The sequence below is a fragment of the Natronococcus sp. CG52 genome (genome assembly GCF_023913515.1).
GTDB lineage: Archaea > Halobacteriota > Halobacteria > Halobacteriales > Natrialbaceae > Natronococcus > Natronococcus zhouii.
In genome coordinates, this window is sequence record NZ_CP099391.1 from 1,212,904 (window position 1) to 1,234,937 (window position 22,034).

Consider the following 22,034-nt stretch of genomic DNA (forward strand, 5'->3'; position numbering starts at 1 on the left):
ATATTTCTTGGGCTGTATCGAAGACTTCATTCCGAAATAGACAATCTTAACATGCGAAAGCAGCAATTGTCCGATGATGAACGGGTCAGAACAAGATTGGTGGCCGAATCAGTTGAACTTGAAGATCCTCGACCAGAACGCCTGCGAAGTCGGTCCGATGGACGAGGAGTTCGACTACGGTGAAGAGTTCGAGAAACTCGACCTCGACGAGCTGAAGGCGGACATCGAAGACGTGATGACGACGTCCCAGGAGTGGTGGCCGGCGGACTACGGCCACTACGGGCCGCTGTTCATTCGGATGGCGTGGCACAGCGCCGGCACGTACCGCACCAGTGACGGTCGCGGCGGCGCGACCGGCGGCACGCAACGCTTTGCGCCCCTCAACAGCTGGCCGGACAACGCGAACCTCGACAAGGCTCGCCGAGTGCTCTGGCCGGTCAAACAGAAGTACGGCGACAAACTCTCGTGGGCCGACCTGATCGTCCTGGCCGGGAACGTCGCCCTCGAGTCGATGGGATTCGAGACGTTCGGCTTCGCCGGTGGACGCGAGGACGAGTTCGAGCCCGACGAAGCCGTCGACTGGGGGCCCGAAACCGAGTGGGAAGCCTCCGAGCGCTTCGACGAGGACGACGAACTCGACGAACCCCTCGCCGCCACCGTGATGGGCCTCATCTACGTGAATCCGGAGGGCCCGAACGGTGAGCCGGATCCGGAGTGGTCGGCGGAACGGATTCGGGAGTCGTTCGGCCGGATGGCCATGAACGACGAGGAGACGGCCGCGCTCATCGCCGGCGGACACACTTTCGGGAAGGTCCACGGCGCCGACGACCCCGACGAGCACATGGGTCCCGAGCCCGAGGCGGCCCCCATCGACCAGCAGGGCCTCGGCTGGGAGAGCAGCCACGGCTCCGGGAAGGGTTCCGATGCGATCACCAGCGGAATCGAGGGGCCGTGGAACGCCACGCCGACGATGTGGGACACGAGCTACCTCGACAACCTGCTCGACCACGAGTGGGAGCGCGAAGAGGGTCCCGGCGGCGCGTGGCAGTGGACCACGACGGACGACGCGCTCGATGGCGTCGCACCGAGTACCGAGGGCTCGTCGGAGAAGGAAGACGTGATGATGCTGACGACGGACGTCGCCCTGAAGCGGGATCCGGAGTACCGGGAGATCATCGAGCGCTTCCAGGAGAACCCGCGCGAGTTCCAGGAAGCCTTCGCGAAGGCGTGGTACAAGCTAATCCACCGTGACATGGGCCCGCCGATCCGGTTCCGCGGCCCGGAGGTTCCGGACGAGGAGATGCTGTGGCAGGACCCCATCCCCGACGCCGACTACGAACTGATCGGGGACGAAGAGATCGCCGAGCTCAAAGAAGAAATCCTCGCTTCGGAGCTGTCCGTCTCCCAGCTGGTCAAGAGCGCCTGGGCGGCGGCATCGACGTACCGCGACAGCGACAAGCGCGGCGGAGCGAACGGCGCCCGCCTTCGCCTCGAACCGCAGAAGAGCTGGGACGTAAACGAGCCGGAGCAACTGGAGACGGTGCTTTCGACCCTCGAGGAGATCCGGGAGGAGTTCAACGGCTCCCGATCCGATGACGTGCGAGTCTCGCTCGCCGATCTGATCGTCCTGGGCGGCAACGCGGCCGTCGAGAAGGCTGCGGCGGACGCCGGGTACGACGTGGAGGTTCCGTTCGAACCGGGCCGCACCGACGCTACCCAGGAACAGACCGACGTCGAATCCTTCGAGGCCCTCGAGCCGGAAGCCGACGGCTTCCGCAACTACCTCGGGCTCGAGAGCGACCGCTCGGAGGAGGAGCTCCTGGTCGACAGGGCCGACCTCCTGGACCTGACGGCTTCCGAGATGACGGCTCTGGTCGGCGGCATGCGCGCGCTGAAGGCCAACTACAAGGATACCGACCTCGGCGTCTTCACCGACCAGCCGGAGACGTTGACCAACGACTTCTTCGTGAACCTGCTCGACATGGAGTACGAGTGGGAGAGCTCCGAGGAGTCCAGGGACATCATGGAGCAGGAAGCGTCCTCGGAAGCTCAGGAGATCTACGAGCTGCGCGACCGCGAAACGGGCGAAGTCGAGTGGACGGGGACCCGCGTGGATCTCGTCTTCGGTTCGAACGCGCGGCTTCGGGCCATCGCGGAAGTCTACGCATCCGACGAGAACGAGGAGAAGTTCGTTCACGACTTCGCCGATACGTGGAGCAAAGTGATGACGCTCGACCGCTTCGATCTCGAGTAAGCGTAGCAGAACGTCAGAATCGGTGACCGTCGACGACGAACTGCTGGCCGTCGAGGACGAGATCCCCGACGCCGACGTCGTCGCCGACCTCGTCGAGTAACGCGCTCGCGGTCCGGCCTCGAACCTCGAGGGCCGCCGTTCGATTTCTTCGCGTTCGTTCAATCCGCGATAGGCCGTCCGCTCTACAAGCGGTCACTCGCCACGGAGGACGATCTCGTCGTCCGTGACCTCCGATATCTGCGCCGGTTCGATCGGGTAGTTGTCGTCACCGTGGCCGCCCCAGTCCAGCCGGGCCTTGAGCCGGTCGGTCAATCCGGGCTGAGGATCGATGTACGCCGTCTGCCCCTCGACCTCCGCGACGATGCCGACCGTCTCGCCGCGTTCGTCGACGACGTCTTTCCCCTGGTCGTCCTTCGAGAGTTCGATCGCCGGCTCGCCTGCCGGCGGTTCCGATTCGGTATCGGCCATGCCTTCCGCTCCGGCCGTCTCCATCTCCGATTCAGTGCCTCCGGCAGCCACATCCATATCCGATTCAGCAGCCCCGGCGGCCATCGTCTCCGAGTACTCCTCGACGTCGATGATCTCACCCTCGAGCAGATCACTGCCGATCACCTCGGATGAGACCAGTTCGGTTTCCTCGAGGACGAACCGCAGCCGCCGCTCTTCGTCGATCTCCTCCTCGAGCGTTCGCCGCTCGATGAGTTCGCTCCGGACGGCGTCACCTTCGGCGCGGTTGCTCCGGATGACCTCCTGTTCGAGGACCTCGTCGGGCGTGACGTCTGCGCGGACGACGTCGCTCTCGAGGATCGACCGCTGGACGCTCTCGAGTTCGATGTTCGTCTGGATCGTGTCGCTCTCGAGTTCGCCGTGCTGTTCGACGTCGACGTCGACCACGCGACTCTCGACGGTGTAGCGTTCGATCTCCTCGATCGTGTCCAGACGGCTCTCGTCGACGAGTACTTCGATGGTCTCGTCGTCCAGGAACTCGGTCTCGACGACGTCCCGGCGCAGCAGTTCGGAGTCGACGATCTCCCGTTCGACGACGTCCGACTCGATCACTTCGCTCTCGATCGTGTCCCGTTCGACGACCTCCGTCTCGACGACCTGCGTCTCGACGATCTCGGTCGTCACGGTCTCGCCCCGCCGCAGCGAATCCTCGAATTCGTCCCGGCCGAGGTCGGCCCGTTCGAACGCCCGATCGCGCTCGACGAGTTCGAAGAAGCCCAGGCCCTCGCCTTCGCCCGCCGTCTCTTCTTCGTGGTAGACGAACACCAGATCCTCGTTCTCGAACGTTTCGGTGAACTCGTCCCAGGTGTACTCTTCGTGGTCGCTCCCGAGTTCGTCTCGGTGAGCGAACGAGTGACCGTGACCTTCGCCGCCGCGAATCGAAACGGGGACGGCGTCGTGGGCTTCGGCCCACTCTCTGATTCGTTCGGGATCGGTCGTCATTCGCCGTTCGTCGGGCGCGTCGTGGGGTGTATCGTTTGCCATCGGGGGCGGTAGAACCAGTCTGTACTTTAGTCAGCGTGGTCGTCTTGTCGATCAGTCTTTCCTTTCTTCCGACCCCGGAGGGGGCCTGCAGTGGCGGGGTCGTAATCGACGGTTGTCCGGTTCCGGTGGTGATCGTTTCGCGGCTCGATGAGTCACAGTGATCGATTACCGGTGGACAGGTTCACTCCGATTCGTATTCGGCCCAGACGTACCGCGTCGCGACGCTTCGATACGGTCGCCACGGTTCGGCGATCTCGCGCATCTCCCCGCGGGTCAGCTCCTCGCCGTTCCCGTACAGCGCCTCGATGCCGCGACGAACGGCGAGGTCGCCGAGGGGGAGCACGTCGGGCCGCTCGAGAACGAACAGGAGGTACATGCGCGCCGTCCACGCGCCGATACCCTTGATTTCGGTGAGGGCGTCGATCACCTCCTCGTTGGAGTGTTCGGCCAACCCTTCTCGGGTGTAATCGTTCCGCTGGAAGGCCCTCGCGGCGTTCCGTACGTACTCAACCTTGCTTCGAGAGAGCCCCGCCTCACGGAGCGCCGCCTCGTTCGCGGCCAGTACGGTCTCCGGCGTCACGTCGTCCTCGAGGAGGTGGAACACCCGCTCGCGGACGGCCGCCGCGCTCGCGGTCGAGAGCTGCTGGTTGATGATCGAGATGCAGAGTCGCTCGTACTCGTTCCAGTTCGGTTCGACGTAGGGATCGTGTCGCTCGACGAGGTCCGCCATTACGGGGTCCCGACGGAGGACGGGGTGTGCCTCTTCTAACATGCGCAGTTGTGGATACACGGTTACGGTTCCGAGAACGGATATGCGTCTCGGTTGGGAAGATAGCGGCTGGCGGGGAACGCGCTCGAGCGACGTGACGACCGTACTAGTGGTATTATTACATAATAATTGGATATATTTGTCAAAACATTCTATAAGCAGTCACTGGTAACGAGGTTCAGGCCATTCGTATGTTCACCGATGACTCACTAACAGGATCGACGAGACGTGCGGTGCTGAAGGCTGCCGCGGGCGCGCTGGGAATCGCAACCGTCGGCGGCGTCGCGAGCGGTCACAAGTACACGACGGACGGCGGTCTCGGCGACCAGTTCGACGGAAACCGCGCTGACGCCGCGGAACACACCGACGTCGTCGGCTATCACAGCCTCGGCGGGATCGGTTCGGCGTCGCTCTCCGGTTCCCCCGACGACCCCCACTACGGCGGACTCAGCGAGCTTCGAGTTCACGACGATATCGCGGTCATCTCGGCGTTCTCCTCGCGCGACGAGACGCCGGGCCGCGGTATGGCGATTCTCGATATCGGTCAGTTCACGCGCGCCGAGAGCCGCGAGCGGCTCGAGTCGGCCGAGCTCACCGTGCTCTCGTTTTTCGGCAACGAGAACGACGGGGCCGCCTGCATGGACGTCAAGCTCTCCGACGACGGCCGGTACGCCTTCATCTCGAAGCAGCCGTTTACCGCGCTGTTCGACGAGACCGAACTCGCCCTCGCCGACGACGATGCCGACAGCGGCGGCGCGGACGCGGCGGCGCTCGAGGTCGTCGACATCTCCGATCCCGGCAATCCCGGGCTCGTCACGCAGACGTCGCTGTCGGTGTGGACGCTCGGACCGCACAACGCCTGGTACCACCAGATCGGCGGGACCGAGTACGTCTTCACGACCCACGGCGAGGACGGCGTGACGGGCGGGATCAACGTCTTCGAGTTCGATCGGGAGGCCGGAACGCTCGACCACGTCAACTGGTGGAACTACTCCGCGGAGTTGGCCGAACCCGAAACGGAAACCGACACGGACGGCGGCGAGGCCTACGCTCACGACATCGTCGTTCAGGACGATCCGCGGTTCGGAACGCCCGTCGCCTACCTCGCGAACTGGAACGCGGGGACGCGCCTGCTCGACGTGAGCGATCCGACGGCCATCGAAGAACTCGGCGTCTTCGAGCAGGACCGCGCCCACCACTCGGTGCCGGCGCCGACGCTTCAGAACGGCAAGCGCGTGTTCGTTGCCGGCCACGAGAACCCCTCGAGCCACGAGGACGGCGGCTACGTCCGAAACGAGGGGGAGAGCGGCCACTACTACCTCGTCGACGCGGATCCGATCGACGACGTGCTCGCCGGCGAGCGCGACGATCCGGTCTATCTGGGCGCCTCGTCGACGCTGCGAGAGGACGGCGTCGAGCCCGCGACTCGAACGGCCTTCGAGACGTACGAGGACAACGGACGGACGGAACTGGATTACTGGATTCTCTTCGAGTCGACGGACCAGACGTTCGACGAGACGCCCAGTTTCGAGGAAGAGGCCGCAGACGACGACCGCGAGTACGAGGGGTTCGACGACTTCAACCTGAGCTCCCACAACCTCGACATCGACGCCGACGGAACAGTCGTGGCGGGACACTACCACGCCGGGACGCGGTTCCTGGAAATCACCGACGGCTTCGACCTCGAGTCGGCCGGCCACAGCCGCGTCGGCGCGGATATCCCCGAGGACGCGTCGCTCGAGGCGCTGTCGACGGGAACGCCGTTCCACTGGTCCGCGGTCATCCGCAACGGCGTCACGTTCTCGAGCGGGATCAACGAGGGGCCACAGGCCATCGCACACGAGGACGTCGCGGTCGGCGAGGACACGCCGGTCGACGCCGCGGTCGAACGCGAGGCCGACGCCTCGCTGTTCACGGCGGGCCAGACCAGCCAGGTTCGGATTCACGTCGACAGCGACGAACCCGTTCAAGTCCGGGACCGCATCCCGGGCGACTGGGAGGTCGTCGGCGGCGACGTGACGGTCGACGAGATCAGCGGCGGCGATCGCAAGGTCGTCACCGCCGACGAGACGGTCGAATCGGGTACGGTTCGGTACTTCGTCGAGGTCCCGTCCGAGTTAGCCGAGACCGGCTCCTACACGGTCGGTCCGGTCGAGTACGCTCGCCCCGATGCCGCGGGCGAGTACGGCGGCGGCGTCAGCGTCAACAACTTCTGCTGGCGCAAGGAGAACGGCGAGACCGTCACGAAGACCGTCGTCGGACTCGATCTCTGACCGAACTCGGAAACGGCGGATTTACTCGAGGTGGTGGTAGTCGAGTTCGTACCCCTCCTCGAGTGCGTCCCGGACCGGCTCGCTGGGTTCGGCGACGCCGCGGCGACGGACCGAGAGCCACCCCTCGTCGGCGGAAACCAGGAGGTTGGCGTGCCAGTCCGACTCGGTGTCGGGGTGGTCGGTCCGGTAGTGGGCCCCGCGGGATTCGGTTCGTTCGAGGGCGGATCGAAGCATCGTCTCGGCGACGGTGAGGCTAAACGAGAGGTCCACGGCGTACTCGAACGAGCGCGAGGTGAGGTCGCCGTGGACGCGAATGTCGGCCGTTCGCTCCCGCAACGTCTCGAGTTCCGCCAGCCCCTCCCGGAGCCCCGCCTCGTCCCGAAGGATACCCGCGTGCTCCCACAGGAGTTCGCCGAGTTCCTCGAGAACCGCCTGCGGCGCGACGTCGCCGTCGGCGTCCGCGAGGCCCTCGAGCGCCCGGAACTCCTGTCCCGCCAGCGCTCGCTGGTCGTCGGTCACGGTGAGATCGCGATCCTCGTCGGTCAGTTCGCTCGCGACGTGGTCGCCGACGAGTTTCCCGACCGCGACGGTTTCGGCCAGCGAGTTGCCGCCGAGGCGGTTCGCGCCGTGGACGCCCGCGACCGACTCGCCGACGGCGTATAGTCCCTCGACCCCGGTCTCGCCGGTTCGGAAGTCGATGTCGACGCCGCCCATCGTGTAGTGTGCCGTCGGCGCGACCTCCATCGGCTCCTCGGTGATGTCGACCCCGAGCGACTCGAATCGCTCGACCATCGACGGCAGTCGATCGCGGACGTAGTCGGGATCCCGGTGGGTGATATCGAGGTAGACGCCGCCGTTGTCGGTACCGCGCCCCTCGCGGACCTCCCGGGCGATCGCTCGCGCGACGACGTCTCGGGCGTCGAGTTCCATCTGATCGGGCGAGTATCGCTCCATGAACCGCTCGCCGTCCGTGTTGTAGAGCCGTCCCCCTTCGCCGCGAACCGCCTCGGTGACGAGACGGCCGTCCCACTCCTCGCCGTAGCGCTCGCCGACCATCCCGGTGGGGTGGAACTGGACGAACTCGAGGTCGAGCAGCCGCGCTCCGGCCTCGAGGGCCAGCGCCTGACCGTCGCCGTTGTTCTCGTCGTCCCGGGAGGAGTGACGCCGATAGAGCGCCGAGAAACCCCCGGCCGCCAGCACGACGCGGTCGGTCCGAAACAACAGCCCCGTCCCGGTCTCCATGTCGAAACCGACGGCCCCGGAGACGCGTCGGCCGTCCGAGAGCAGCCGCGTGATCATCACGTTCTCGCGGTAGGGGACCTCGAGTTCGCGGGCCCGGTCGATCAGCGTCTCGAGCATCGCCTCCCCGGTCCGGTCGCCGACAAAGCAGGTGCGGCGATACGACTGGGCGCCGAAGTAGCGCTGGTTGATCTTCCCGCCGTCGGTGCGGTCGAACGGCATCCCCCACTCCTCGAGTTCGCGGATCCTGTCCGGCATGTGCTTCGCGGTCAGTTCGACCGCCTCGGGATCGTTCAGGTGGTGTCCCTCGTTCAGCGTGTCCGCCGCGTGGATCGTCCAGTCGTCGTCCGGGTCGAGCGATCCGAGCGCCGCGTTGACGCCGCCGGCCGCCCACGTCGTGTGTGCGTCGCCGTGATCGCGCTTGCCGATCACCAGCGGTTCGATCCCCGACTCCGCGAGTGCGATCGCGACGCGAGCACCGGCCGCGCCCGCCCCGATGACGAGCACCGGCGTGGTGACGACGTCGTACTCGAGTCCGTCGACCGAACTCGCGTCCCCGCCGTCGATGCGGTTCTCGACTCCCGCGCCGGTGACGACCGCCGACTCCTGGCGGTCGTCGATTGGTGTTTCTGTCATCAGCGTGAGAGAGGGGACGAACGGATTTAGGTGTCGTCCCAAACGGCGTCGGGGCGACAGAACGGTCTCCGACCGGCGGTTGACAGCCCGAGGCTTAGGAGACTCGTGGTCGAAACGGTCGACAGGATGCAGCCGGTCGTCCACCTCGTCGTCGGCTACCTCTGTTACGCGGCGTACACCCGGTGGGACCGCGACGAACCGCCCGCCGAAGCTCCCGCGATCGTCGCGATCGTCGGCGCGGCGCTGCCCGATCTGATCGATAAGCCGCTGCACGCCGCGGGCGCTGTTCCCGTCGGACGGACGATCGGCCACTCGTTGCTATTCGCCGCGCCGATCGTAGCTGCCCTCTGGCTGCTGGCGCGGCGCCGTAACCGGGCTCGGCTGGGGCTCGCCTTCGCGATCGGTTACGGCTCGCACCTCGCGACGGACGTCCCGTGGCACGTACTCTCGGGGGACTACGACGAACTCGGCTTTCTGCTCTGGCCGGTTACTCACACGCCCGACTACACCGGCGTCAAGCCGCTCGGAGCGGTTCCCGGTCTCGGACTCGAGGCCACGACGCTGTGGCTCGAGGCCGTCGTCCTCGTCGGCGGCGTCGCTCTGTGGTGGATCGACGGACGGCCGGGGCTCGAGTGGATCAGAAATCGGATCGGGTGATCGAGGCGCCCCTGACAACTCGGTTGCTGCAGCCGCCAAAAATATGGAGGGACGAGATAACTCTCAGCCAGCGATTCGGTCGTCGTGAACTCCGAGATTCGGCGCGGGCTGCGGACGCTGTGGCGTGACGAACGCGGGTCGACCCTCCTCTCGCGATTCTTCCTGAAAAGCGACGAAGATCGAGGAGGTTACTCGTCCTCCTCGAAGGTGTCCGGCGTCTCGGGTTCGACGCCGGCGAGTCGCATCGCGTTACCCGTCACGCCGAGACTCATCCCCATGTCGCCGATGACGACCGCGTGGATCACGGTCACGATACCGAACGGTGCGCCGGCCGCAAGCACGGCCTTGACGGCCAGGCTCGCCCAGATGTTCTGCCGGATGACGCCGTTGGCCTTGCTCGAGAGGTCGTAGAGGTACGGCAGTCGGCTGAGGTCGTCGCCCATCAGCGCGACGTCGGCCGTCTCGAGCGCGGTGTCCGTCCCCGCCGCGCCCATGGCGATGCCGACGGTGGCGGTCGCGAGCGCGGGCGCGTCGTTGATGCCGTCGCCGACCATCGCGACGCGGCCCTCGTCCGTCTCGTACTCGGCCTCTAACCGGCGAATGGCCTCGAGTTTCTCGTCGGGCAGCAACTCGGCGTGGTGCTCGTCGATCCCGACCTCGCCGGCGATGGCCCGCGCGGTCCCCTCGTTGTCGCCGGTGAGCATCACGACGCGGACGCCCTGCTCCTGCAGTCGGGAGACGGCCCACTGCGCCTCCGGACGGACCCGATCCGCGACGCCGACGACGCCGATCGGTCCGTCCCCGGTGCCGACGATCACGACGGTCTTGCCCTCGGCCTCGAGGTCGGGGACGACCTCGGCGAGCACGTCGAGACACGCCTCGCGCTCGCACTGGGACCGTGCCTCGTAGCCCATCGACTCGAGAGTCAGCCCGCCGTCGGTCGTCGCGTGGACGTGTTCGAGATCGGCCAATCCTTCAAAGAGGTCGGGTTTGCCGACGTAGTGTGTGATCCCGTCTACCTCGGCACGGACGCCCTTCCCGGTCAGCGCCTCGAACCCGGAGACGTCGGGATCGTCCGGTTCGAGCCCGCGCTCCTCGGCGTGATCGACGATCGCTCGACCGATCGGGTGCTCGCTCCGGCGCTCCGCGGCGCCGGCCCGGCGGAGCACGTCGTCCTCGTCGGCGCCCTCGAGCGGGATGACGTCGGTCACGGAGAGGTCGCCGGTGGTCAGCGTCCCGGTCTTGTCGACCGCGAGGACGTCGCTCTCGCCGACCGCCTCGAGGTGGCGACCGCCCTTGATCAGCACCCCGTTCTTGGCCGCGCTCGTGATCCCGGAGACGACGCTGACCGGGGTACTGATGACGAACGCGCAGGGACAGGCGATGACGAGCAGGGTGAGTCCGCGAAGGAACCACGTGTTCCAGGAAGCCCCGACGAGCAGCGGCGGCAGTGCGGCGACGGCGAGGGCGAAAACCACGACGATCGGCGTGTAGACGCTCGCGAACTGGTCGACGAACTGCTCGCGCTTCGTCTGCTCGCGCTCCGCGTCCTCGACCAGCCGGACGATCCGTGCGATGGTCGAGTCGCCCGCCTCGCTCTCGACTTCGACCTCGAGATAGCCGGATTCGGGAATCGTTCCGGCGTAGACCTCGTCCCCCTCGGTCTTGTCCGCGGGGACACTTTCGCCCGTGATCGGGGCCTGGTCGACCGCGCTCTCGCCTTCCAGCACGATTCCGTCGGCCGGAATCTTCTCACCGGGCCGAACCACGACGACGTCGCCGATCTCGAGCGTGTCGGCCGGAACGGTCTCCTCGGAGCCGTCCTCGCGTCGCACCGTGGCGGTGTCCGGCGAGAGGTCCATCAGCTCCCGGAGCGAGTCGCGCGCGCGGTCCATCGAGAACCGCTCGAGCAGCTCGGCGACGCTGAAGAGGACGGCGAGCATCGCCCCCTCGAAGGGGTGGTGGGTCGCGACGCTGGCGACGATGCCGGCACTCATCAGGAAGTCGATGTCGAGGCTTCGGTTTCGCACCGAGTAATAGCCGTTTCGGAGGATCGGCGCGCCGGCGATGGCCGCGGCCGCGACGAAGAGGGCGTGCGAGAGATCGTACTGCTGGCCCGCGATTACGCCCAGCGACGGATCGAGCGCGGGGAGGACGAACTCGAGGACCATCCCCACGACGAGGAAGGCGGCGCCGATACCCGTGCCGACGGCTCGACGGCTTCGCCAGACCGCCTCAGATTCGGCCGTCGAGTCGCGCTCGTCGGCGATCGGCGTCGCCTCGTAGCCGGCGGATTCGATCGCCCCGGTGATCGTCTCGGGATCGGTTCCCTCGACTCCGGTCACGGTAACTCGTCCCGTTGCTGGTCGGGTCTCGACCTCGGCGATCCCCTCGACGTTCGCGAGCGCGTTTTCGACTTTCGTCGCGCAGGACGGACAGTCCATGCTGGGGACCGAGACCGTGAGTTCGGATTCCGACGATTCGATCCCGTAGCCGGCCGCCTGGACGCGCTCGCGGATCGCCGACTCGCTCGTCAGCGTGGGATCGTAGTCGACGACGAGGCGACCGCTGGTTACCCGCGGCTCGAGACGGTCGATGCCGTCGAGTCGTTCGACGCTGTTTCGAACCTTGCCGGCACAGGAGGGGCAGTCCATCTCGGGGACCCGCAACTCGAGCGTGCGACTCGAGCCCGGCCGTTCGGTGGAGGGCTCGCTCATCACCTACTCGTAGTTCCTCGGACGCTATACGGATTATTTGGCGTGCGCCAAATCTGGGCTAGAGCGAGCTGCCCGCGCCGGGGACCGAAAGCGCCTCGAGCGAGTCGTCCTCGCCGACGAACGTCGCCGCGAGGGCCGCCTCGGCGCGCCGCAGCCGGTAGGAGAGGGTCGATCGGGGGACGTCCAGTCGGTTGGCGAGCTCCGAGAGTTCGATCCGTCGCGGCGTCTCGTAGTAGCCGTGTTCGACGGCCGCCCGCAGCGCCTCGCGCTGTTCGGCGGGGACCGAGTCGTCGGGACCCGTACTGTGGCGGTCCGGGTCGAGTTCCGTCAGCCGAAGCATTTCTATGCCCGTACACTCGCCGACCTCCTCGCCCAGCGCGTCGAAGAAGTCGTGAATCGGTGCGTCGCTGCCGAGGACGATCCGCCAACGGTGGCGCCGGCCCTCGCGGTAGGTCTCGAACAGTAGCCCCTCGCCGAAGTGCTCGAGCGCGACGTGGGGGACCGACGTACAGACGTCCGTGCGGGCCCAGTAGGTGTAGACGACCAGCGTGTCGCTCGACCGGTCCAGTACCTGCGTCTCGCACTCGGCTCCGCAGTGGTCTTTCACCAGACAGTCGGCGAAGTAGTCCGCCGTCTCGTAAGCGGCCTCGAGTTCCGCGAGCGCTTCTTCGGAGCCGGTCGCGAGATCGACCCGCCAGAGGCTGTCGGGGGTGACGTGACACGACAGCGACCGGATCGAGGCGTCGGGATACGCCGCGAGCACGTCGGCGACGGGGTTCGTCCCCGGATCGTACTCGAGGGCGAAGACGAATTCTCTCATACCAGTCGTACGGGACGGGGCGAAAAAGGGTTCCCGGTCGCTCGCGTAGTGTCGATAGTGATCTCGGCCGTGATCCGGTGGACTCGGGGACTGTGGACGTTTTACCTGGCGTACACGAAGACCGGCGTCCACGCGGCGTCGGCGGCAGCGTTCGCTATCTTCGGCCTGCTGGTGTTCGTCGATTCGCTGTTCGCCGCCCTGGCGATCGGCTCCTACGTGCTTCCGCCCGTAGTCCTGTACGTCCTCGCGGACGATCCGATCGACGAGTACGTCCGGGACGAGAGCCCGGTGGAAGCAATGGTCGTTCGAGACGCCTCGCGGCTCGCAGAGGAGACTACCACGGACGGCGGAGCGGGCGAGACGGATCGTACCACGATCGCCGATGAGGGCGGGTCGAGCGCCGATCGCTCCGCTGGCGATACTGATTCGGATAGCGACGACGGCGACACCGACTCAGACAGCGATGACGGCGACACTGATTCGGACAGCGACGACGGTGATACCGACTCCGACAGCGACAGTTGAGCGAGGGTGTCGCTCGAGAACCAGACTGACATAGATGGCCGGGAACCCGGTCGGCGGAATCCGCCGACCCGGAGACTCGGGGAAGGGCAGGCAGCTCATCGATACTCACCGTGAGTGAGCCCGACGGGCGAACGAGCGGGCCGACGACTGATGGGAACGAGCGACTGAAAGGAGTGAGAGAACGGAAGGAGGAGGCTTTTCATCGAAGCTAAGCGGGATCTTCGATCCCGCGAGGTCGTCGGCGCGAAGCGCCGACTGCTCGAGGAACCTCTGGTTCCTCGCTGTCCGAGAGAGCTTCGCTCTCTCGAGATTTTGCCGAGGGCCGGCGAAGCCGGCCCGCAGAGTAAAAGTTCGTTCTTAGAACCCCTTCCCGAGCATCTCGCGGGCGATGACGTTCTTCTGGATTTCGGTGGTGCCCTCGTAGATCTGGGTGATCTTGGCGTCGCGGTAGAACCGCTCGACGGGGAAGTCGTTGACGTAGCCGGCGCCGCCGTGGATCTGGACGGCCTCGTCGGCGACGTCGACGGCGACGCGGGAGGCGTACTCCTTGGCCATCGACGCGAGTTTGGTGATGTCCTCGCCCTGGTCGACCTTCCAGGCGGACTTGTAGGTCAGGTTGCGGGCGGCCTCGGTGTTCGTGGCCATCTCGGCGAGTTTGTGCTGGATCGCCTGGAACTCCGAGATCGACTGGCCGAACTGCTCGCGGTCCTCGGCGTACTCGAGGGCCGCGCGGGTGGCCCCCTTCGCGATGCCGACGCCCTGGGCGGCGACCGCGGTACGTGTCTCGTCGAAGAACTGCATCTGCTGCATGAAGGCGGCGTCCTCGGTCCCGACGAGGTTCTCCTCGGGCACGCGGACGTCGTCGAAGATGAGTTCGGCGGTATCGGAGGCGCGGATGCCGAGCTTGCCGGTTATCTTGTCGGCCTCGAAGCCGTCGCGGTCGGACTCGACGACGATCTGGCTGAAGCCGTTGTAGCGACCCTCCGCGTCGGGGTCGGTCTTACAGAGCACGACGAAGAAGTCGCCGATGCTGCCGTTGGTGATCCACATCTTGTTGCCGTTGATCACCCACTCATCGCCGTCCTTCTCGGCTTCCGTCGAGACCGAGGAGACGTCGGAGCCGGTGTCCGGTTCGGAGATCGCCGCGCCGGAGATCTTCTCGCCCATCGCGACGGGCTCTAAGTAGCGCTCCTTCTGATCCTCGGTCCCGAAGTTCATGATCGCCTCGCAGCCGAACGACGTCGAGACGATCGAGAGGGCGATTCCCGGATCGTAGGAGAACAGTTCCTCGGTGATGATCGCGGTGTCGAGGATGGAGTAGCCGGCGCCGCCGTAGTCCATCGGGATGTAGGCGCCGGTCAGGCCCATTTCGGCGGCCTTGTCGATGACGTCGTGGGGGTACTTTTCTTCCTCGTCGTACTCTTGGGCGACGGGAACGATCTCGTTCTCCGCGAACCGGGTAACCTCGTCGCGGATCTGCTCTTGTTCTTCGGTGAGGCCGAATTCCATAGACGATCGTTACCTATGGAGCGGTAAAGAGGTTTGTAACCGTGAGTAAACGGAAGTATAGTTTTCTTTGTGAAATAGGGAAACGTTCAAACGGCTCCACATTGCATAGATAACCATGGATATCGACGATATCAACACCGTCGCAGTTCTTGGAGCGGGTAACATGGGCCACGGTATCGCGGAGGTCGCCGCGATAGCAGGTTACGACGTCAACATGCGCGATATCAAGGACGAGTTCGTCCAGAACGGCTACGACCAGATCGAGTGGTCGCTGGGCAAACTCGCCGAGAACGACCAGCTCTCCGAGGCGGAAGCCGACGCCGCCCTCGAGCGCGTGACGCCGCTGGTCGACATGGAGGAAGCCTGCGGGAACGCCGACGTCGTCATCGAGGCCGTTCCGGAGAAGATGGAGATCAAGCGAGACGTCTACGAGGAACTCGAGGAAGCCGCGCCCGACCGCGCGATCTTCGCGACGAACACCTCGAGCCTCTCGATTACGGATCTGGCCGAGTTCACCGACCGTGCCGGCCAGTTCTGCGGGATGCACTTTTTCAACCCGCCGGTCCGGATGCCCCTCGTCGAAGTGATCTCGGGCGCCGAGTCCGACGAGGAGACGCTGGATCTGATCGAAGAACTCGCCGAGGACTTCGAGAAGTCGCCCGTGCGCGTCCACAAGGACTCGCCCGGTTTCATCGTCAACCGCGTTCTCGTGCCCCTGATGAACGAGGCCTGCTGGCTCGTCCACGAGGACGAGGCGACGATCGCCGAAGTCGACTCGACGACGAAGTACGACATGGGGCTGCCGATGGGCAGTTTCGAACTCGGCGACCAGGTCGGCAACGACATCAGCTACCACGTTCTCGAGTACATGCACGAGGTGCTCGGCGGGGCCTACGAGCCGTGTCCGCTGCTCGAGCGGAAAGTCGAGAACGAGGAGCTCGGCAAGAAGACCGGCAAGGGCTTCTACGACTACGAGGACGGCGAGGGCGTCGACATCCCGACCGACGAGCAGTCCGACCTCGTCAAGGAGCGCCTGACCGCCACGATGGCGAACGAGGTCGCCAAGCTGATCGGCGGCGACGTCGCTCCGCCGGAGTCGATCGACGAGGCGACGAAGCTCGGCGCCGGCTTCCCCGACGGACCCGTCAAGCTGGCCGACGAGTTCGGCCTCGAGAACGTCCTCGAGGCGCTCGAGGACGCCTACCAGGAGACCGGTCACGAACGGTACGAGCCCGCTGACTACCTCGAAGAGCGCGCGAGCGAGGGCGGCTTCTACGAGACGACCGAGGACGAGGACGGCGTCGAGTTCGACGCTATCCGCATCGAGCGCCCCGGCGAGATGGTCGGTCACGTCGTGCTCGACCGACCGCACCGGATGAACACCATCAGCGGCGAACTCCTCGACGAACTCGGCGAGGCCGTCGACCTTCTCGAGGAGGACGACGAGGTTCGGTCGATCCTCATCACCGGCGAGGGCGACCGCGCCTTCTCCGCGGGGGCCGACGTCCAGAGCATGGCCGCCGGCGGTGCGGATCCGCTCGGCGCCGTCGAACTCTCGAAGAAGGGCCAGTCCACGTTCGGCAAACTCGAGTCCTCCGAACTCCCGGTCGTCGCGGGTATCGACGGCTACTGTCTCGGCGGCGGGATGGAGCTGTCGACCTGCGCGGACATCCGCGTCGCGAGCGAGCGCTCGGAGTTCGGTCAGCCCGAACTCGACCTCGGGCTGATCCCCGGCTGGGGCGGCACCCAGCGACTCGCGAACGTCATCGGCGAGGGGCCGGCGAAGGAGATCATCCTCACCGCCGATCGCTACGAGGCCGACGAGATGAAGCGATTCGGCTTCGTCAGCGACGTCGTCGACAACGCGGACCTCGAGGAGCGGGCGTTCGAACTGGCCGCCGATCTGGCGGGCGGCCCACCGATAGCGACGAAGTACACCAAGCGCGCGATGCTCGCGGGCCGCCACGACACCGACGCCGGCCTCGAGTACGAGGCCGCCGCGTTCGGTCAGCTGATGGCGACCGACGACCTCATGGAGGGCATCACAGCGTTCATGGGCGACGAGGATCCGGAGTTCGAGGGGAAGTAAGGCGACCGTCGAACGACTCGCTCTGCTCGTGGTTCGGAAAGGGTCCGGAGTTCGAGGAGGACGTGAGCGGCCCACGGAGCCGCCTCGCACGGTCGCGAGCGGGTGACGACGGCAGCCGAGGTCTGGCTCGGATTCACCCGTTCCAACGAAGACGTATCGAACTACCTTCTAGTAGCCTATTTTACACGTAGTCGCGAAATTTATCACAACACGGAACTATCTATAAACCGTGGCGGTAACCGATGACGAAAACGGAAGGCGATCAGATGAGTGACGAGCGAAACGTGCTCGTCGTCGACGACGAGTCGCAGCTTGCAGATCTCTTCGCGACGTGGCTCACTCCGGAGTGGACGACCGAAACGGCCTACGATGGGACGGAAGCGATCGAGAAGATGGACGCGTCGGTCGACGTCGTTCTGCTGGACCGGCGGATGCCGGGTCGATCCGGCGACGACGTCCTCGAGGAGATTCGTGCGGACGGATACGACTGTCGCGTCATCATGGTAACGGCGGTCGACCCAGACTTCGATATTATCGAGATGGGGTTCGACGACTACCTCGTCAAACCCGTCTCGAAGGAGGAACTCCTCGATCAGGTCGCGGAGATCGCCGGCCGCTCGGAGTACGAGTCGACCATCCGGAACTACTACGCGCTCGTCTCGAAGAAGGCGTTACTCGAGTCCGAGAAGGGAGACCACGAACTCGCGGACAGCGACGAGTACCAGGACCTCCGTGAGAGAGTCGAGGATCTCGAGCACCGCCTCGAGGAAACGGTCGACAGTTTGTCGACCCACGACGACTTCGTCGGCGCGTTCGAGGATCTCGACTCCGAGTACTGAGTTTTCGGATCGCGACGAGTGTCGATAGTCGAGCCGTCTCGCCCGTTCCGGAAGCCGCCCTCTCCTCCGTTCGATCGCACTGACGCCCGGCTACGGCGCCTGTCCGTAGATCAGGTTGCGCTGGACCTCGTTTGCACCCTCGTAGATGACGGGGATACGGGCGTCTCGATAGACGCGAGCGATTCGTCGCTCGTCGAGGATCGATCGGCCGCCGTGGAACTGCATCCCTTGCTCCGAGATATCGACGGCCGCTTCGGTCGCTTTCGTCTTCGCCATCGCCGCCCAGTAGCCGGCGTGGTCGTTGGTCTCGACCTTCTCGCAGGCGCGCCAGGTGAGCGCTCGAGCGCTCTCGAACTCGAGGAGCATGTCCGCGAGGCCGTGCTGGACCGCCTGGAACTCGTTTATCGTCCGGCCGAACTCCTCGCGGTCGTGGGTAAACTCCCAGGCCTCCTCGATGGCGGCGGCGGCGATGCCGAGGCCGTGGCCGGCGACGATCGCTCGACCGTGGTTGAAGAAGTCGGCGAGCATCATGAACCCGGCCCCCTCGTGGCCGATCAGGTTCTCCTCGGGGATCCGGCAGTCGTCGAAGGTGATGTGGGCCTGCTTCGAGGCTCGCATCGCCATCTTCTCGGGGATGTGTTCGGCCTCGTACCCGTCCGCGTCGGTCGGCACGATGAACATCGAGTGGCTGCCGTAACGGTTGTCCTCGTCGTCACCCGTCCGCGCGTAGAGGGTTATCCAGTCGGCTTCGACGCCGTTGCCGATCCAGTACTTCTCGCCGTTGATGACGTACTCGTTTCCCTCTTTCTCGGCACGGGTCTGCATCCCCGCGAGATCGCTCCCCGTCTCCGGTTCCGAAACGCCGAGGCCGGAAATCTGGTCGCCTGCCGCGACCGGGCGGACGTACCGCTCGCGCTGCTCGTCGGAGCCGTACTCGTAGGTGATCTCGCAGCCGAAACTCGCCAGCTGGAGGGTGAGAGCGATGCCCGCGTCCGCACGGTAGAACTCCTCGGTGAGCGCGAGCAGCTGCGGGAGCTCGAGTCCCCGGCCGCCCCACTCCTCCGGGATGTCCTGAGCGACGAGGTTCGCCTCCTGGCCCGCCTCGAGGATCTCGTGGGGGTACTCACCCGATTGAAAGTACTCCTGGGCGTTGGGTTCGATGTGTTCGCGGGCGAACTCGCGGGCCTCGGTTTTGACCTCGCGTGCGTGTTCCGGAACGACGCTGGGGTCCAGCAACTCCATACCGTGCCAGTCGATATCAATACCCAAATAGGCAGGGCCGGCGTGATACTCCGAACGACACCGACTCGAGCAGGGTTCGAGAGAGGAATCAGAGCGACTGCGCCGCGTCGTCCGGAGGAATGTCCGTCCCTCGTAGTCGCTGGATGTCCCAGGCGACGTCGGTAACGATGTGGACGTAGAGGACGGCGGCCGTGACGACTGCGAGCGGCAGGCTCGCGAGAGCGAGTGTCGGAACGAGGACGCCGGTGAGAAGCAGGTGGCTCAGCAGTCGCGAGAGTGCGCCGACGTCCCCCCGGTCGAAAATTCGATCCTGATCGGTGAAGGCGGCGAGCGGATTGACGAGACAGAACCGGAGGGCGTTCCACGTCCCCGTCTTGAACCGAGCGATGAGGAAGTGGTCGAGGTCGATGAACACGCCGAGAGCCGTGCCGTAGGCGACGACGACGAGGCCGGGAACGGTCGCACTGCCGACTTCGACCGGTCCGAGTGCGGAGACGAGAATTGTGGAAACGACGAGCGAAACGGCCGCGTGGTGTTTCGAGTAGATCGGGTCTCACCTGCTAGAAGCGACGACGCAGAGCCACTAAATAGTCTCCCGGTCCTCAGCCGGCGAACCCGGAAAGCAGCCAGTCGCCGTCCTCGTGCTCCTCGTCGGCGATTCCCGGCGCGCTCACGAGGACGAATGCGCTCTCGTGATCCCCGTTGCGAATCTGGCGCGTCGACTCCGGCGGAATCCACAGCGCGTCGCCGGTCTCCATCTCGACGGGTTCGTCGTCGATGATGACCGTCGCCTCGCCCTCGATGAGGACGTACACTTCCTCGTGTTCGTTGTCCGCGTGGTCGTGTGGCTGACTCTTCCAGCCCGGATCACAGCGTGCAACCGTCACCCCGACCTGCTCGGTCTCCAGCGGGTCGCTGAGAAAGTGCATTGCACTCGAGACCTGATCGACGTCCTCGTAATTGACCTTCCGGTAAGACATAGCTGGCAATACGTCGGGCCGATAGTAAAACTACGCGTTCCGTGAAAATAGGCCGTCGTCCGGATCGGCCCGTCTCTCCGTAGAAGCGACGTCCGGCGGGGTTCGTCGGAAAAACGTCACGGAGAGCAGTCCTCCGCGGCCAACCGGCGTTGTTCGAAACTGGCTACGCGTTTCGTCTGACGACGGAGTACCCGTCCAGAACAGTTTCCGCGGTACGGGACCGCGTTCGCTGGCCGGCCCTACTGTCCGCTGCCGTCCTGCGAGATCGGATCGAAGCTGTCGACTGGCGTCACGGAGTAGTCGACCGTCAGCGCGTCCTTGGTCGCCCGAATCTTTCCGACGAACGTCGAAATATCCTCGAGTTCACCCTCGAGAACGAACAGTTCCATACAGTAGTGGTCGCCGACGTGGCTGTGGAAGTTCGAGGCGACGAGGTCCTCGTGTTCGTGACGCAGGTGCATCATTTGCTCCTCGACGCTCGTCGTCTCGTAGTCGAACAGCACGGTGACGATGCCCATCAGATCGCGGTCCTCGAGTCGGGTGTCCTCGAACTCGCCGAGGAGGTTGCGGGAAGCCTCCCTGACGACCTCACTGCGACCGGTGTAGCCGTGTTCGTCGGCGAACTGGTCGAGTCGCTCGAGGAGTTCGTCCGGCATCGAGACGCTGACGACTGCCATGTAATAACTCAGTGCCGTTCAACTATTAAGGTTTACTATCGTCTCTGGAAATCGACCGCAGCTAGTCGGTATCCGAGACGATCAGTTCGACTTCATGGTACGTATCGGCCACACAACGTTTTGCCGATCCGCGGCAAGGGTGGGATATGTTCTTGCCACACCAAGCCTGGCCGGATCTCACCGACTACGTCGCGAGGGACTCCCTCGCGGTGATTCCGCTCGGATCGACGGAACAGCACGGGCCCCACCTGCCCGAGGGCACCGACTATCTGATCGCGAAGGCGCTCGCTCGAGCGGCGACCGATCGTACCGGTCACCTCTGTACGCCGCCGATTCCGATCGGCGTCAGCTCTCACCACCGACAGTTCCACGGGACGATGTGGGTCGATCCGCCGGTGTTTCGCGACTACGTGGAGAACCTCTCGCGCAACCTCACGTACCACGGGATCGACCGGATCGTCTTCGTCAACGCTCACGGCGGCAACGTCGCTCACCTCCGCGAAGTCGGCCGCCGGCTGCACGAGGGCGGCACGGCGTACGCCATCGAGTGGATGTGGGACGAATCGATTCCCGGGCTCATCGAGGAGGTTTTCGAAACGCCGGGGCCGCACGGCGGTCCGAAGGAGACGGCGATGATCATGCACATCGCAGCGGAACTCGTCCACGACGATCGCCTCGAGGAGGCCCGAGATGGCGGCGCGGTCTTCGATTACGATACCGAGCGCGTCCACGGCGCGACGACCTTCTACGACTCGATAGAGAACAGCCCGAACGGCGTTTTCGGCGACCAGACCGACGCGACCCCCGCGGTCGGCGAACGGCTCTTCGAGGCCGCAACCGACCAACTGGTCGCGCTGCTCGAGTGGCTCGACGAGCAGCCGTTCGACGTGCTCAGGCCCGAACCCCACCTCGATCCTCACCCCGGAATCGGAGGATAGCCCGGTTCTGAGTGCGCGGGATGCACAGACGGGCACCTTCGAGCAATCATCCATTACCAAATCTATCACTCTACGCAACTCTTCGTCGGTCGACGGCGTTTTCGCCGGACGGAGTTCGTTACGGCCGGGTTCGCGTTCACGACGTCTGGCTCTCCGTCGCCCGAATTTGCCAGACACGGTGCCTCGAGCGTGCGATTTGACCGCTCCGGGTGCAACCGGCCGTCCGTACGAACGCGCTCGAACGAGAATCGTGGATTCGAGCCCGGATCGGTCCCGAAAAGCGAACGAGGTCGGCGTTCGTTCGTGAATGAAACTCGGCAGGTTCGCTCGGGCAGCGGTCACAGAACCGGATGATAACGCGGCGAGGAGTATCGGTCGG

18 protein-coding genes are annotated in these 22,034 nt (G+C 65.3%); 7 read left to right on the plus strand and 11 right to left on the minus strand.

Features of this window, described 5'->3' with window-relative positions; genetic code table 11:
* The first annotated feature begins 76 nt into the window (after nucleotides 1-76).
* The gene (katG, locus tag NED97_RS06295) at nucleotides 77-2,254 is read left to right on the plus strand and encodes a catalase/peroxidase HPI (RefSeq protein WP_252489865.1); all 2,178 of its coding nucleotides are present in this window, start codon (nucleotides 77-79) and stop codon (nucleotides 2,252-2,254) included.
* A gap of 13 nt (nucleotides 2,255-2,267) precedes the next feature.
* Here the strand turns inward: katG and NED97_RS06300 are convergent, their stop codons facing one another.
* The 3 genes from NED97_RS06300 to NED97_RS06310 form a co-directional block, all read right to left on the minus strand.
* On the minus strand, nucleotides 2,268-2,450 hold the full coding sequence (locus NED97_RS06300) for a hypothetical protein (RefSeq protein ID WP_252489866.1): 183 nt from the start codon (nucleotides 2,448-2,450) through the stop codon (nucleotides 2,268-2,270).
* Nucleotides 2,447-3,745, minus strand: coding sequence for a hypothetical protein (locus tag NED97_RS06305; protein WP_252489867.1), 1,299 nt, complete (start codon nucleotides 3,743-3,745; stop codon nucleotides 2,447-2,449). Before NED97_RS06305 ends, NED97_RS06300 begins: the two co-directional genes overlap by 4 nt.
* Before the next feature lie 181 nt (nucleotides 3,746-3,926).
* On the minus strand, nucleotides 3,927-4,517 hold the full coding sequence (locus NED97_RS06310) for a DNA-3-methyladenine glycosylase family protein (protein ID WP_252489868.1): 591 nt from the start codon (nucleotides 4,515-4,517) through the stop codon (nucleotides 3,927-3,929).
* Between the two features lie 188 nt (nucleotides 4,518-4,705).
* Between NED97_RS06310 and NED97_RS06315 the strand changes: the two genes are divergently transcribed.
* Entirely contained in the window at nucleotides 4,706-6,787 is a 2,082-nt protein-coding gene (locus NED97_RS06315) for an LVIVD repeat-containing protein (protein WP_252489869.1), read from the plus strand.
* A 21-nt stretch (nucleotides 6,788-6,808) separates the two neighbouring features.
* Here NED97_RS06315 and NED97_RS06320 read toward each other — a convergent pair whose 3' ends face one another.
* Complete coding sequence (locus NED97_RS06320) at nucleotides 6,809-8,662, minus strand: L-aspartate oxidase (protein ID WP_252489870.1); 1,854 nt, start codon at nucleotides 8,660-8,662, stop codon at nucleotides 6,809-6,811.
* 126 nt (nucleotides 8,663-8,788) lie between these two features.
* Here NED97_RS06320 and NED97_RS06325 point away from each other — a divergent pair, with 126 nt between their 5' ends.
* Nucleotides 8,789-9,319 carry a metal-dependent hydrolase gene (locus tag NED97_RS06325; RefSeq protein WP_252490582.1) on the plus strand — a complete coding sequence of 177 codons (531 nt, stop codon included), beginning with the start codon at nucleotides 8,789-8,791 and terminating at the stop codon, nucleotides 9,317-9,319.
* A 188-nt stretch (nucleotides 9,320-9,507) separates the two neighbouring features.
* Here the strand turns inward: NED97_RS06325 and NED97_RS06330 are convergent, their stop codons facing one another.
* Together NED97_RS06330 and NED97_RS06335 are read right to left on the minus strand one after the other, a co-directional pair.
* The gene (locus NED97_RS06330) at nucleotides 9,508-12,036 is read right to left on the minus strand and encodes a heavy metal translocating P-type ATPase (RefSeq protein WP_252489871.1); all 2,529 of its coding nucleotides are present in this window, start codon (nucleotides 12,034-12,036) and stop codon (nucleotides 9,508-9,510) included.
* Nucleotides 12,037-12,094: 58 nt separating this feature from the next.
* A complete protein-coding gene (locus tag NED97_RS06335; protein WP_252489872.1) occupies nucleotides 12,095-12,856 on the minus strand; it encodes a helix-turn-helix domain-containing protein in 762 nt (253 codons plus the stop codon).
* 57 nt (nucleotides 12,857-12,913) lie between these two features.
* On the opposite strand from NED97_RS06335, the gene NED97_RS06340 reads away from it, so the two are divergent.
* Complete coding sequence (locus tag NED97_RS06340) at nucleotides 12,914-13,381, plus strand: hypothetical protein (protein ID WP_252489873.1); 468 nt, start codon at nucleotides 12,914-12,916, stop codon at nucleotides 13,379-13,381.
* Between the two features lie 357 nt (nucleotides 13,382-13,738).
* Here the strand turns inward: NED97_RS06340 and NED97_RS06345 are convergent, their stop codons facing one another.
* Complete coding sequence (locus NED97_RS06345; protein ID WP_252489874.1) at nucleotides 13,739-14,890, minus strand: acyl-CoA dehydrogenase family protein; 1,152 nt, start codon at nucleotides 14,888-14,890, stop codon at nucleotides 13,739-13,741.
* Nucleotides 14,891-15,005: 115 nt separating this feature from the next.
* Here NED97_RS06345 and NED97_RS06350 point away from each other — a divergent pair, with 115 nt between their 5' ends.
* Together NED97_RS06350 and NED97_RS06355 are read left to right on the plus strand one after the other, a co-directional pair.
* Nucleotides 15,006-16,979 carry a 3-hydroxyacyl-CoA dehydrogenase/enoyl-CoA hydratase family protein gene (locus tag NED97_RS06350; RefSeq protein WP_252489875.1) on the plus strand — a complete coding sequence of 658 codons (1,974 nt, stop codon included), beginning with the start codon at nucleotides 15,006-15,008 and terminating at the stop codon, nucleotides 16,977-16,979.
* A gap of 266 nt (nucleotides 16,980-17,245) precedes the next feature.
* Nucleotides 17,246-17,818: a HalX domain-containing protein gene (locus tag NED97_RS06355; RefSeq protein ID WP_252490583.1), complete on the plus strand. Its 573-nt coding sequence runs from the start codon at nucleotides 17,246-17,248 to the stop codon at nucleotides 17,816-17,818.
* Nucleotides 17,819-17,908: 90 nt separating this feature from the next.
* Here the strand turns inward: NED97_RS06355 and NED97_RS06360 are convergent, their stop codons facing one another.
* From NED97_RS06360 to NED97_RS06375, 4 genes are all read right to left on the minus strand, one after another.
* A complete protein-coding gene (locus NED97_RS06360) occupies nucleotides 17,909-19,060 on the minus strand; it encodes an acyl-CoA dehydrogenase family protein (RefSeq protein WP_252489876.1) in 1,152 nt (383 codons plus the stop codon).
* An 88-nt stretch (nucleotides 19,061-19,148) separates the two neighbouring features.
* Nucleotides 19,149-19,562, minus strand: a complete 414-nt coding sequence (locus NED97_RS06365) for a hypothetical protein (RefSeq protein ID WP_252490584.1) — start codon at nucleotides 19,560-19,562, stop codon at nucleotides 19,149-19,151.
* A gap of 100 nt (nucleotides 19,563-19,662) precedes the next feature.
* On the minus strand, nucleotides 19,663-20,040 hold the full coding sequence (locus NED97_RS06370) for a cupin domain-containing protein (RefSeq protein WP_252489877.1): 378 nt from the start codon (nucleotides 20,038-20,040) through the stop codon (nucleotides 19,663-19,665).
* A gap of 239 nt (nucleotides 20,041-20,279) precedes the next feature.
* Nucleotides 20,280-20,717 (minus strand): CopG family ribbon-helix-helix protein, encoded by a 438-nt coding sequence (locus NED97_RS06375; protein ID WP_252489878.1) that lies wholly within the window; start codon nucleotides 20,715-20,717, stop codon nucleotides 20,280-20,282.
* A gap of 146 nt (nucleotides 20,718-20,863) precedes the next feature.
* Here NED97_RS06375 and NED97_RS06380 point away from each other — a divergent pair, with 146 nt between their 5' ends.
* A complete protein-coding gene (locus NED97_RS06380; protein ID WP_252489879.1) occupies nucleotides 20,864-21,655 on the plus strand; it encodes a creatininase family protein in 792 nt (263 codons plus the stop codon).
* The last annotated feature ends 379 nt before the right edge of the window (nucleotides 21,656-22,034 follow it).

Coding starts and splice junctions, on each gene's coding strand:
- katG (WP_252489865.1), top strand. CDS start 77: ATGAACGGGTCAGAACAAGATTGGTGGCCGAATCAGTTGAACTTGAAG.
- NED97_RS06305 (WP_252489867.1), bottom strand. CDS start 3,745: ATGGCAAACGATACACCCCACGACGCGCCCGACGAACGGCGAATGACG.
- NED97_RS06310 (WP_252489868.1), bottom strand. CDS start 4,517: ATGTTAGAAGAGGCACACCCCGTCCTCCGTCGGGACCCCGTAATGGCG.
- NED97_RS06315 (WP_252489869.1), top strand. CDS start 4,706: ATGTTCACCGATGACTCACTAACAGGATCGACGAGACGTGCGGTGCTG.
- NED97_RS06320 (WP_252489870.1), bottom strand. CDS start 8,662: ATGACAGAAACACCAATCGACGACCGCCAGGAGTCGGCGGTCGTCACC.
- NED97_RS06325 (WP_252490582.1), top strand. CDS start 8,789: ATGCAGCCGGTCGTCCACCTCGTCGTCGGCTACCTCTGTTACGCGGCG.
- NED97_RS06330 (WP_252489871.1), bottom strand. CDS start 12,036: ATGAGCGAGCCCTCCACCGAACGGCCGGGCTCGAGTCGCACGCTCGAG.
- NED97_RS06335 (WP_252489872.1), bottom strand. CDS start 12,856: ATGAGAGAATTCGTCTTCGCCCTCGAGTACGATCCGGGGACGAACCCC.
- NED97_RS06345 (WP_252489874.1), bottom strand. CDS start 14,890: ATGGAATTCGGCCTCACCGAAGAACAAGAGCAGATCCGCGACGAGGTT.
- NED97_RS06350 (WP_252489875.1), top strand. CDS start 15,006: ATGGATATCGACGATATCAACACCGTCGCAGTTCTTGGAGCGGGTAAC.
- NED97_RS06355 (WP_252490583.1), top strand. CDS start 17,246: ATGAGTGACGAGCGAAACGTGCTCGTCGTCGACGACGAGTCGCAGCTT.
- NED97_RS06360 (WP_252489876.1), bottom strand. CDS start 19,060: ATGGAGTTGCTGGACCCCAGCGTCGTTCCGGAACACGCACGCGAGGTC.
- NED97_RS06370 (WP_252489877.1), bottom strand. CDS start 20,040: ATGTCTTACCGGAAGGTCAATTACGAGGACGTCGATCAGGTCTCGAGT.
- NED97_RS06375 (WP_252489878.1), bottom strand. CDS start 20,717: ATGGCAGTCGTCAGCGTCTCGATGCCGGACGAACTCCTCGAGCGACTC.
- NED97_RS06380 (WP_252489879.1), top strand. CDS start 20,864: ATGTTCTTGCCACACCAAGCCTGGCCGGATCTCACCGACTACGTCGCG.